Source organism: Flavobacterium azizsancarii (assembly GCF_027980145.1).
Lineage (GTDB): Bacteria > Bacteroidota > Bacteroidia > Flavobacteriales > Flavobacteriaceae > Flavobacterium > Flavobacterium azizsancarii.
In genome coordinates this window covers 42,530-54,498 of the sequence record NZ_JAMZNK010000038.1, presented here as the reverse complement: position 1 = coordinate 54,498, position 11,969 = coordinate 42,530, and the positions used below count along the sequence as shown (strand labels likewise).

Sequence of the window (11,969 nt, the reverse complement as noted above, 5' to 3'; positions counted from 1 at the left end):
TCAGATTCCACCTCGCGATGGACACCCTTGCATTCAGCTAACACTTCCCACTGTAAAGGCGTGTTCGGGACTTACACCCTAGAGTTATCGCCCATGCTGGGCACACAACAAGAAGAGCCGCAGGTAAAAATCCTGCGGCTCAACAATATTATTTTGAAAAGACTTTTTGTTAATTTCACAACATTGCAACAGCTTCTATTTCAACAAAAACATCGTTTCTAAACAATCCTTTAACCTCTACAAGTGTACTTGTTGGCGGCATATCAAGATTAATAAACTGGTCTCTTGCCTCTCTGTATCCTGCGATTTGCGAAATATCGGTTATAAAAATTCCCAGTTTTACAATATCATTGAGAGTAGCTCCGCATGTTTCTAAAATGCTTTTGATATTTTCAAAAATTTGAATTGATTGTGTCGCTACATCATTACCAACTAATTCGCCTTGCTTGTTAAGTGGAATTTGCCCGGAAAGGATAATCATTTTCTGGTTTTCAAATGGAATTACAACTGCCTGAGATAATCCTTTAATCTCAAATACTTTTTCTGAATTTTTAAATTTTGACATTTTTTATAAATTAGTTTTTACAAAGATCTATTACATTCTTTATTTCGATTTTTCTTAAAACGCCTTACTACATGACTATTCGTGTCAATCTAAGTTATTTGTATTTACAAAAATTAATAGTAAGAATATTTATACATTCACAAAAAAAATATTATGAACGTTATAAAACAAACAGGAGACCAAGATTCATATCCGGGAACACATATTATTATAACATCAGATAAAATTGGTAAAACAGAAATTTGTCGACAACAGCATAAGACACCATTTCATAAACAGAATTTATTGAAAGATCATTTTTTGTTATTTGCAATAGAAGGATCAAATGAATTGCAGATTGGCAATCAACTTTATTCAGTGAAAAAAGGTGAAATGTTACTAATAAAAAAGGCCACTTATGTTGAAATTCTAAAAACTGGAGATGCATTAAATGATTTCATGTACGAAAGTGTGTCTTTTTCCTTAAAGAAAGATATCATTATTGATTTTATTAAATTGATAGAAATGGATCATTATTCAGAATTAGAAAATTATGACAAAGCAATAATTCATCCGTATGGAGAACGTTTAAAATCATTCCTGACTTCATTGAAACCCTATTTTGATGACAACGAAACTATAAAAACAGGATTGTTTAAACTAAAAATTTTAGAATTACTTTATGATCTTTCACAAGCTAATCCAACGTTTTTAAATCAGTTAATAAATATCGATCGCAATGAAACCAGAGATTTGTTAAAAACGATAGAACAACATTATCTACAGCCTTATTCTCTACAGGAACTGGCCTACATATCCGGAAGAAGCTTATCAACTTTTCGTCGGGAATTTGAGTCTTTGTTTCATATAACTCCTGCAAAATGGATTCAGGAAAAACGATTACATAAAGCAAAGGAACTATTTCTTACTACGCAATTGACAATTGCAGATGTATGTTACGAAGTGGGTTACGAGAACGTTTCTCATTTTTCTCGTTTGTATAAAAGTCATTTTGGATATAATCCTAGTGAAACTAAAAAACAGAGAAGTTAAAAAACATTTCAAAAAATAATAGATTGAAAACTAGACAATTTCGCAAAAATCCAAAAAATCAATAAGTAAATCAAAATTTAACACCAAAAAATTTATTTTTTGAACCTAAACGTCATATCAACCCTTTTAAATGAAAAACAATAATAAAACAGAAAGAAATTTCGGCACTAATTTTCGTAACAAGAAGAAATAAAATTCAACAAAACACGTACCATACCACGATTAATCGAAGTTTCTTAAATGTTAACAAAATAGATTTTCAGAAACCATAAATAATTGTATTTTTACGGTTCAAAATTCAGAAAATAAATGGGCAAAATCATTGCGATTGCTAATCAAAAAGGAGGCGTTGGAAAAACTACTACATCAGTAAATCTTGCGGCCTCATTGGGTGTTTTAGAAAAAAAAGTATTATTGATTGATGCTGATCCTCAAGCCAATGCTACATCTGGCCTTGGGATTGATGTAGAATCTGTTGAGATTGGTACCTACCAGATACTTGAACACAGCAACACCCCAAAAGAAACCATTATAAAATGTTCAGCTGTAAATGTTGATGTGATCCCGGCTCACATTGATCTTGTTGCCATCGAAATCGAATTGGTTGACAAAGAAAACAGAGAATATATGCTTAAAAAAGCGTTAGAAAGTGTAAAAGACGAATATGATTATATCATTATCGACTGTGCACCTTCATTGGGTTTACTAACTTTGAATGCCTTAACAGCAGCTGACTCAGTAGTAATTCCAATTCAATGTGAATATTTTGCACTTGAAGGATTAGGAAAATTATTGAATACCATAAAAAGTATTCAAAAAATACACAACCCGGACCTTGATATCGAAGGATTGTTACTAACCATGTACGATTCAAGATTACGTTTATCAAATCAGGTTGTAGAAGAGGTTCAAAAACACTTCAACGATATGGTTTTTGATACCGTTATCCAGCGAAATGTAAAATTAAGCGAGGCTCCAAGTTTTGGCGAAAGCATCATAAACTATGACGCAACAAGCAAAGGAGCGGTTAATTATATTAATTTAGCGCAAGAAATTATAAAGAAAAACAGCAAATAGTTTTTATGACAAAAGCAATTAAAAAACAAGCCTTAGGACGAGGATTATCAGCATTATTAAAAGATCCGGAAAACGACATTACATCAGTAGAAGACAAAAATGCTGACAAAGTTGTTGGAAACATCATTGAGCTTGAAATAAGTGCTATCGAAATAAATCCTTTTCAGCCAAGAAGTAATTTTAATGAAGAGTCGTTACGAGAATTAGCGACTTCTATTAAAGAACTTGGTGTGATTCAACCTATTACTGTTCGAAAATTAGACTTCAACAAATACCAATTAATTTCTGGAGAGCGTCGTTTACGCGCTTCAACATTAGTAGGCCTGACTCATGTTCCTGCATATATTCGTATTGCAAATGACAACGAATCATTAGTTATGGCTTTGGTTGAAAATATTCAGCGCCATGACTTAGACCCAATTGAGATCGCACTTTCGTACCAACGTTTGATTGATGAAATTCAATTAACACAGGAACAAATGAGCGAGCGTGTTGGAAAAAAACGTTCTACAATTGCCAATTATTTACGTCTTTTAAAACTTGACCCAATTATTCAAACGGGTATTCGTGATGGTTTTATCAGCATGGGACACGGTAGAGCAATTATCAACATTGAAGATTTAGACATTCAGACTGATATCTATCAAAAAATAGTCAGCCAAAACTTATCTGTTCGTGAAACAGAAAGTCTGGTAAAAAATTATCATGAAAGCCTGAAACCAAAACCGGAAGGAAAAGCCAGGGCAGAATCGACTTTTGAAATTCTCGAAGAGAAAAAAAGTGTCTTTAATGATTATTTTGGTGCGAAAGTTGATGTAAAAGTTGCCGGCAACGGAAAAGGAAAAATTACAATTCCTTTTAATTCTGAAGCCGACTTTAATAGAATTATAAAATTAATAAACGGATAGTGAATAAGATTGTCCCCATAAGTCTATTGTTCTTTTTCATAGGAACCGTTTCTCTTTTTGCCCAGGTAAAAAAAGAAACGGTTTTAGCTGTTAAAGACACTAGCAAGTTACAAGAAATAGACCCGCTTACACCGGCAAAAGCAGCCTTTTACTCGGCTATATTACCCGGTTTAGGTCAGGCGTACAACAAAAAATACTGGAAAATTCCTTTAGTTTACGGAGCAATTGGTACCAGTTTATATTTTTATCTTGATAACAATAAAAAATACCACGATTATCGCGATGCCTACAAACGAAGATTAGAAGGTTATAACGACGATAACTATCAGTTTCTGGATGAAAGCAGGCTTGTTGCAGGTCAAAAATTCTATCAGCGAAACAGAGACTTATCAGCTTTATTTGTTGTAGCTTTTTATGCCTTAAACATTATAGATGCCAATGTTGATGCTGCTCTGATTCAGTTCAACGTAAGCGAGCGACTATCAATGACTCCGGAGGTATACCCCAACGATATAACTTTCAGACCAAACGTTGGATTAACTTTTAATTACCACTTTTAAATAGCTTGTGTTATTTAAACTCAAAAAATATATAAAATGAAAATTGCGCTTTTAGGATACGGAAAAATGGGTAAAGTAATCGAACGAATTGCTTTAGAAAGAGGTCATGAAATTGTTTTAAAGAAAGATGAATTCAACACATACGACGGACTTTCTTTGGCTGACGTTGCAATCGACTTTAGTGTTCCAACTGCTGCAGTAAGCAACATCTCAAGCTGTTTTAACAACAATGTACCTGTGGTTTCAGGAACGACAGGGTGGTTAGAGCATTTTGACGAAATGACTGCACTTTGCAATGAAAAACAAGGTGGTTTTATATCAAGTTCAAATTTTAGTTTAGGAGTTAATATTTTCTTTGAACTAAATGAATATCTGGCTAAAATCATGTCACAATTTGATTCTTATAAAGTGACTATGGAAGAAATTCATCATACTCAAAAATTAGATGCCCCAAGCGGAACAGCTATTTCTTTGGCAAAAGGTGTTATCGAAAATAGTAACTATGCAAATTGGACTTTAGACCAGGCTCAAGCAAATGAAATTCATATCGAAGCTAAAAGAATTGGTGATGTTCCGGGAACTCACACCGTAACTTATGACTCAATTGTAGACAGCATCGAATTAAAACATACTGCACATAACCGCGAAGGTTTTGCTCTGGGCGCTGTAATTGCCGCTGAATGGCTTGCCGGTAAAAAAGGTATCTACAGCATGAAAGATGTATTAAACTTAAAATAACAGATTGAAATTTTAAGGCCGAAACTAAAAAGCCTTAAAACTCGAAACTTTAAACAAAATATTATGACTCTATATCTTTGGTTTGTATTTTTCTTAGCTGTACAGGTAATTCACTTTCTGGGAACCTGGAAATTATATCAGGCAGCCGGAAGAAAAAGTTGGGAAGCTGCGATTCCGGTTTACAACTCCATAATTTTAATGAAAATAATCAGTCGACCAACCTGGTGGACTATATTACTTTTTATTCCTATTATTAACTTGATTATGTTTCCTGTAATTTGGGTAGAAACATTAAGAACCTTTGGCAAAAAATCTACGTTAGATACATTATTAGGAATTTTTACTTTTGGTTTTTATATCTATTATGTCAATTATACCCAAAAATTAGAGTATAATGCCAATAGAGAATTAAGACCTCAAAACAAAACTGCAGATACTATAAGTTCATTACTTTTTGCTATTATCGTAGCAACATTAGTACACACGTATGTAGTACAACCTTATACAATTCCGACTTCATCATTAGAAAAATCATTATTAGTTGGTGACTTTTTGTTTGTAAGCAAAGTCAATTATGGTCCTCGTGTACCTATGACTACCGTAGCATTACCTATGGTTCACGACACAATACCATTCTTAAAAAGAAAATCATACTTAAGCTGGCCACAATTACCTTATTTCAGATTACCTGCGATAGAAAAGATAAAAAGATCAGACATTGTTGTTTTTAACTGGCCAGTTGATACCGTTCATTATTTTTATGAGCCAAAGGGAAGACCGGGAATTATAAAACCTATTGATAAAAAATCAAATTACGTAAAAAGATGTGTTGGTATTCCTGGTGACAGTTTATCAATTGTAGACGGTTTTGTTTTTATCAACGGAAAAAAATTAGTTTTACCGGAACGTGCTAAACCTCAATACTCTTATATTGTTGCATTTGACGGAAAAACACCTGTTGACTTACAATCTCTAGTAAAAGAATTAGACATCACTGATGGAGGTTATTTTAAAAATGAGCAAACAAGAGATACAATTTACTTCACGGCTTTAACAGAAGCAAGTGCAGAACGCTTTAAAAACACTCCTGGTGTGAGCGGCGTAATTAGACAAATTGACAGAGGAAATGATAATGCGATATTCCCTCATATCAACAAATGGAGCCAGGATAATTTTGGACCAATTTACATCCCTCAAGCTGGAAAAACAGTTGCATTAACAAATGAATCTTTGCCATTTTACAAAGAGATCATTACAAAATACGAAGGAAACACTTTGCAGTTAGACGGTTCACATTTTTTAATAAACGGAAAACAGGCTACTACATACACCTTTAAACAAGATTATTACTGGATGATGGGAGACAACCGTCATAACTCTGAAGACAGCCGTTATTGGGGATATGTTCCTGCAGATCATATTGTAGGGAAACCAGTTTTTATCTGGATGAGCTGGGACACGAACGGAAAAGGAATAAACAAAGTTCGCTGGGACAGGGTTTTTACCACTGTTGACGGCGAAGGACAACCACAATCTTACTTTAAATACTTCCTTATTATTCTTGCCGCTTATTTTATTGGTGACTATTTCTGGAGAAAAAGAAAAGAAAACAAAGCATAAAAAAAATAGTTATTTTTGTTTCAGGTTTCAAGTTTCAGGTTCTTTGCGAACATGAAACTTGAAACCTGAAACTTTTAAAGCAAAATTAGAAAAAAATGAACTCCTTATTACTTCCTACCTATTTTCCGTCAATTAGCCACTTTGCAGTTATGGCTCAATCTGAAAATGTCACTTTTGAGATGGAAGATAATTTTCAGAAACAAACCAACAGAAACCGAACTTATATCTACAGTCCAAACGGAATTCAGCTACTGAATATCCCCGTTAAGCATTCAAAAACATTACATCAAAAAACAAAAGATGTTTTGATTGAGAATGAATTCGACTGGCAGAAACAACATTTTAAATCATTAGAAGCCGGCTATAGAAGTTCTCCATTTTTTGAGTTTTTTGAGGATGACATTCGTCCAATTTTCGAAAAACAACATAATTTTCTAATGGATTTAAATATGGAAGTTTTAGATGTCGTAACCAAATGTTTACGAATGAAACTAGAATTTTCGAAATCGACAGAATATTTTCATGAAGCGGAAAACATAACTGATTTCAGATTTTTAGCAAACGGAAAAAAAGACCCTAATACATTCGAGAAATACACTCAGGTTTTTGATGACAAACACGGATTTATTAATAACTTAAGCGTTCTGGACTTGCTTTTTAATGAAGGTAAATTTGCGATGGATTATTTAAAGACGCAAAAAATATTATAAACTAACTTTTGGAATTTGGATTTTTAAAAAAACTTTATTCCATAGAAAGCCTTGCCATTATAGGATAATGATCTGAATTTTCGAAATCCGGAAAACTTTCAAATTGCTTCACTTTCATTTTACTGTCTGTAAAAATATAGTCAATTCTTGCAGGATAGTAGCGGAACTTATAAGTTGCCCCAAAACCTTCGCCCGCTTCCTCAAAAGCATCCTTTTGCTTCCCTTTTATACTTCGATAAACGTATGAGAAAGGGCTGTTATTCATGTCTCCACAAATAATAAACGGCGTTGTGCATTTTTTAATATTTTCTTTAAAAATCTCCGCCTGTTCTTGTTGCTGCCTAAACCCCTTGCTAATTCGGGTATAAATAAGCTGTGATTTTTCCTGATTTACATTATCAATATCATTTGAGATATCACTCACATCCGGTGAGATTTTAATCGATTGCAAGTGCATATTGTAAACCCTGATTACATCTTTGCCACGTTTTATATCTGCATAAACGACATTATTATCAGATTTAGGAAAAATAATATTCCCCTCATTTATAATTGGAAATTTAGAAAAAATGGCTTGTCCGGTTTTAATCTGATTACCATCAATAAAAATATATCGATGAGGATAGACTTTCAGATCTATATGAGCTGAATTTGAATATTCCTGAATACAGAGAATGTCCGGATCTTTTTCGTCGATAAAAGCTTTTATATTAGACGGAATATCGTCCCGGTCCAACCATTTAAAAACATTAAAAAGACGCACATTATAACTCATTACAGAGAAATCTTTTTCGTCTTTGACATATTCTTTGGCAGAAAATTTATAAAACTTACTTATAAATGTTATTCCGGTCAACAGAACCAAACCAGACAATATAAGACGCTTTTTAAACTGAATCGCCCAATAAATGAAGAACAACCCATTCAGCACAAAAAAAGCGGGCATAAAGAGTGTCAGCACCGATAAAAGCGGAAAACTCTTAGGCGCCAGAAAAGGTAAAATATAAATACTAAAAGTCACTACAGTTAGTACTATATTCAAAAAGAACATTATTTTATTAAACCACGAAAGGTTTTTCATATTTTTTTGCTAAAAGGATTATTTTCCAGCTTTAAATAAAAACTCTTTTTCTTCTTTTGTAAGACAATCGTAACCGGATTGGCTAATCTTGTCTAAAATTTCATCAATTTGTTGTTGCGTTTTATCTTTTGTAACAATTCTCGATGTAACTTTTTCAGTAGGTTTTTTATAATTCTTATGAACTTTTGTAAAAGGGGTCGTAGGGGATTTTTTGAATAGATTGGTAAAAAAATCTAAAGTTCTCGAAACTATTACACTTAGATCTGTACCATTTTGAAGCAATTTAATAAATACAAAACCAAAAAGAGCTCCAGCCAAATGCGATATATGTCCGCCAGTATTATCTAAACGAAACTGCATTAAATCAAGAACAAGAATTACAGCTGTAATATGCCAAAGCTTAACATTACCAATAAGTAATAAACGTACGCCCATCAAGGGCTGATAAGTTGTTACAGCAACTAAAATTGCCATTATCGCAGCCGAAGCCCCAACAATAATACCCGGCATGCCTAAAAAGTAAAAACTTAAAGAGAAGATAACACCAGAGAAAATAGCACCTAAAATATACAAACCTAAATATTGCTTCTGAGTAAAAAAGGTCAGGAATAAATTGCTTGCAAAATTCAAAACCATCATATTAAACAACAAATGAAAAAATGACGAATGAAAAAATGCGTATGTCAAAAATGTCCATGGCTTAAACATAAACACATTTGGATCTGACGATAATGCCAACCAATTTGGATAGGCAAAACCACCACCGGAATACTGATAAAAGAACACTAATGAGATCGCAAAACAGGCAACGTTCCAGTAAATAACACGCATTGCTATACCGCCTAATTTGTACTGTAGCTTTAAATCATCAAGAATATTCATAATAGTTTCTTTTGGTTTTTATTTTTGGATATTAAAATTAAAAATTAATTCCAACGATTACTATTAAACTGATTCTTTTTCCAGTACCACATAATCAAAAATCCAGTCAAAGCTCCACCAACATGTGCAAAATGAGCAATTCCGGTACCGCCGTTTCCAAATAAAGAATTCCCTTGAAATCCTAAAAACAAATCTACCGCCAAAATAGCCGGAACAAAATATTTAGCCTTAATTGGAATTGGAATAAACATTAATGCCAGCTCAGCATTAGGAAACATAAAAGCAAAGGCTGTTAACAAACCGTAAATAGCACCTGACGCACCAACAACTGTCCCGATGTAAGCACTTGTAAAACTATTAAATTGAGAAACCGAAACTAAATCCTGCCATCTCGTATCTATTTTTCCCTGACTTAATAATTTCATTATCTCGTCTTTCTGATATCCATTTACCATCAGAGTACTTAATGTATCCTGAAAAGAATAATAATTTACAGCAGTATGTAATAATGCAGAACCCAAACCACAAGAAATATAAAAAAACAAGAATTTTTTACCTCCCCAGAAATGTTCTAATGCTGATCCAAAAGAAACCATTGCAAACATATTGAAAGCAATATGCATAATACCACCATGCATAAACATATGCGTGATTGGCTGCCATGCCCTGAAACTTGGATTTTCAGGAAAAAACATAGCAAAATACTCATACGATACTGGCACTAATTGCGAACCAATAAAAAAGATGATATTGATTATCAATAATTGTTTTACAACGGGAGTCATATTCATCATAAGGCAAACTTTTTATCTATATCTTCAACACGCATCGTGATGAAAGTAGGTTTTTGAAAAGGTGAAATATTTGGATCTTTACAAGCAAACAAACCGTTTACTAAATTATCTTGTTCCTTCTCGGTTAAATAAGATCCTGTTTTAACCGCTAAGCTTTTTGCCATCGATTTTGCGATAGTATCATTCTGACTGTAACTGCTTGCCGGAATTCCGTCCTGCAAATCACTTAATAATTGTTCAATTACCAGAGAAACTTCACTCTCTGTAATATTTACCGGAATTCCAGAAATAACTACGTGATCTGTTTGTGCTTTTTCAAAAACAAAACCTGTTGTTTCCAGAGACGGTTTCAATTCTTCTATTAATGTCATTTCATCAGATGAATAAAACAAATTCAACGGAAACAACAATTGTTGACTTGAAGCCTGATTCACGGTCATATTCAATAAAAACTGCTCGTACAAAATACGCTGATGCGCTCGTTGCTGATCAACGATTACCATTCCTGATTTTATAGGCGAAACAATATATTTTTTATGAATTTGATATATTCCCTGACTCGCCTGCTCAATCTCATTATCATTGAACAATGACGAAGTTACTTCTTCATTTTCGAATGTAAAAGGCGAACTTTCTATGGTATCGGTTTCTAAACCTACATATAAACTTTCCCAGGTTGCTGTAGGTTCAACTCTTTTATTATATCCTGGATAGGAGCCTGAACCCGAACCCGATCCGGAACTAAAACCTGAGCCTCCTCCAGAACTTGACCCCGAAGACGATTTAGAATAATGCTGATTGGTTTTATCATCCGTAAACGGATTAAAAGTTCCATCAACCTGAATTGTTGGTGTTTCTCCCTCCAAATCTTTATAGTGATATGGCGTATCTAAATTAGCATCCCTGTCAAAATCAAGAACAGGAGCTACATTAAACTGCCCTAAACTGTGTTTGATAGAAGCTCTTAAAATAGCATACAAAGCCTGTTCATCATCAAACTTAATTTCAGTTTTAGTAGGATGAATATTGATATCTATCGTATTTGGCGGAACTTGCAAATACAAGAAATAGCTTGGCTGTGAACCGTCTTTCAAAAGTCCGTCATAAGCAGCCATTACTGCGTGATGCAGATAACCACTTTTTATGAAACGATCGTTTACAAAAAAGAACTGCTCTCCCCTGCTTTTCTTCGCAAATTCAGGCTTACAAACAAATCCCTGAACATTTATAATCTCAGTATCTTCGTTAACAGGCACTAATTTTTCATTGGTTTTACCGGACATAATCCCAACAATACGCTGACGGGAACCTGCCGCTGGCAAATTATACATTTCGCTGCCATTGTGATAAAACGTAAAATGAATGTTTGGATGCGCCAAAGCTACACGTTGAAATTCATCCATAACATGGCGAAATTCGACGGTATCTGATTTTAAGAAATTACGACGCGCCGGAATATTAAAAAATAGATTTTTAACGGCAAATGAAGTTCCTTTTGGCAAAACCGCCACTTCCTGCGAGATGAATTTACTTCCTTCAATTATAATATGGGTTCCCAATTCTTCCTGATCTTGCTTGGTTTTCATTTCCATGTGCGCAATTGCAGCTATAGAAGCCAATGCCTCACCACGAAAACCTTTGGTATGCAATGAAAATAAATCCTCGGCCTTACGAATTTTAGAAGTCGCATGACGTTCGAAACACAAACGAGCATCAGTTACACTCATTCCTAAACCATTGTCAATAACCTGAACTAATGATTTCCCAGCATCTTTAATAATCAATTTAATATCTGTTGCTTTAGCATCAACAGCGTTTTCTAACAGTTCTTTTACGACTGAAGCAGGTCTTTGTACCACTTCTCCAGCGGCAATTTGGTTAGCAACATGATCAGGAAGTAATTGAATTATACTCGACATTAAGAAAAAATAATTAAAAGGTTAAGGTTTAAATTTTCAAACCAAGAAGTACAAATTTAATGAATTTCTCTTGGCTTTCAGAA

Annotated in this window: 12 protein-coding genes; 7 read left to right on the top strand and 5 right to left on the bottom strand. The window is 33.8% G+C overall.

Annotated elements, in window-relative coordinates; genetic code table 11:
* Positions 1–175: 175 nt before the first annotated feature.
* The gene (locus tag NJT12_RS18695) at positions 176–565 is read right to left on the bottom strand and encodes a RidA family protein (RefSeq protein WP_271337446.1); all 390 of its coding nucleotides are present in this window, start codon (positions 563–565) and stop codon (positions 176–178) included.
* A gap of 153 nt (positions 566–718) precedes the next feature.
* Between NJT12_RS18695 and NJT12_RS18690 the strand changes: the two genes are divergently transcribed.
* From NJT12_RS18690 to NJT12_RS18660, 7 genes are all read left to right on the top strand, one after another.
* Positions 719–1,597, top strand: coding sequence for a helix-turn-helix domain-containing protein (locus NJT12_RS18690; RefSeq protein WP_271337445.1), 879 nt, complete (start codon positions 719–721; stop codon positions 1,595–1,597).
* A gap of 309 nt (positions 1,598–1,906) precedes the next feature.
* Positions 1,907–2,674: a ParA family protein gene (locus NJT12_RS18685; RefSeq protein WP_213306802.1), complete on the top strand. Its 768-nt coding sequence runs from the start codon at positions 1,907–1,909 to the stop codon at positions 2,672–2,674.
* 5 nt (positions 2,675–2,679) lie between these two features.
* Positions 2,680–3,582, top strand: coding sequence for a ParB/RepB/Spo0J family partition protein (locus NJT12_RS18680; RefSeq protein ID WP_271337444.1), 903 nt, complete (start codon positions 2,680–2,682; stop codon positions 3,580–3,582).
* Positions 3,582–4,142, top strand: a complete 561-nt coding sequence (locus NJT12_RS18675) for a DUF5683 domain-containing protein (RefSeq protein ID WP_271337443.1) — start codon at positions 3,582–3,584, stop codon at positions 4,140–4,142. Before NJT12_RS18680 ends, NJT12_RS18675 begins: the two co-directional genes overlap by 1 nt.
* Positions 4,143–4,178: 36 nt before the next feature.
* Positions 4,179–4,880: a 4-hydroxy-tetrahydrodipicolinate reductase gene (dapB, locus tag NJT12_RS18670; RefSeq protein ID WP_271337442.1), complete on the top strand. Its 702-nt coding sequence runs from the start codon at positions 4,179–4,181 to the stop codon at positions 4,878–4,880.
* A 63-nt stretch (positions 4,881–4,943) separates the two neighbouring features.
* Positions 4,944–6,500, top strand: coding sequence for a signal peptidase I (gene lepB / locus NJT12_RS18665; protein ID WP_271337441.1), 1,557 nt, complete (start codon positions 4,944–4,946; stop codon positions 6,498–6,500).
* Between the two features lie 95 nt (positions 6,501–6,595).
* Complete coding sequence (locus tag NJT12_RS18660; RefSeq protein ID WP_271337440.1) at positions 6,596–7,210, top strand: WbqC family protein; 615 nt, start codon at positions 6,596–6,598, stop codon at positions 7,208–7,210.
* A 34-nt stretch (positions 7,211–7,244) separates the two neighbouring features.
* Here the strand turns inward: NJT12_RS18660 and NJT12_RS18655 are convergent, their stop codons facing one another.
* The 4 genes from NJT12_RS18655 to mutL are packed head-to-tail and all read right to left on the bottom strand — an operon-like array spanning position 7,245 to position 11,886.
* A complete protein-coding gene (locus tag NJT12_RS18655; RefSeq protein WP_271337448.1) occupies positions 7,245–8,261 on the bottom strand; it encodes an endonuclease/exonuclease/phosphatase family protein in 1,017 nt (338 codons plus the stop codon).
* A 48-nt stretch (positions 8,262–8,309) separates the two neighbouring features.
* Positions 8,310–9,173, bottom strand: a complete 864-nt coding sequence (locus tag NJT12_RS18650) for a rhomboid family intramembrane serine protease (RefSeq protein ID WP_271337439.1) — start codon at positions 9,171–9,173, stop codon at positions 8,310–8,312.
* A 44-nt stretch (positions 9,174–9,217) separates the two neighbouring features.
* Complete coding sequence (locus NJT12_RS18645) at positions 9,218–9,967, bottom strand: rhomboid family intramembrane serine protease (protein WP_271337438.1); 750 nt, start codon at positions 9,965–9,967, stop codon at positions 9,218–9,220.
* Positions 9,964–11,886, bottom strand: a complete 1,923-nt coding sequence (gene mutL / locus NJT12_RS18640) for a DNA mismatch repair endonuclease MutL (protein WP_271337437.1) — start codon at positions 11,884–11,886, stop codon at positions 9,964–9,966. The genes NJT12_RS18645 and mutL overlap by 4 nt, the downstream gene beginning before the upstream one ends.
* Positions 11,887–11,969: the final 83 nt, after the last annotated feature.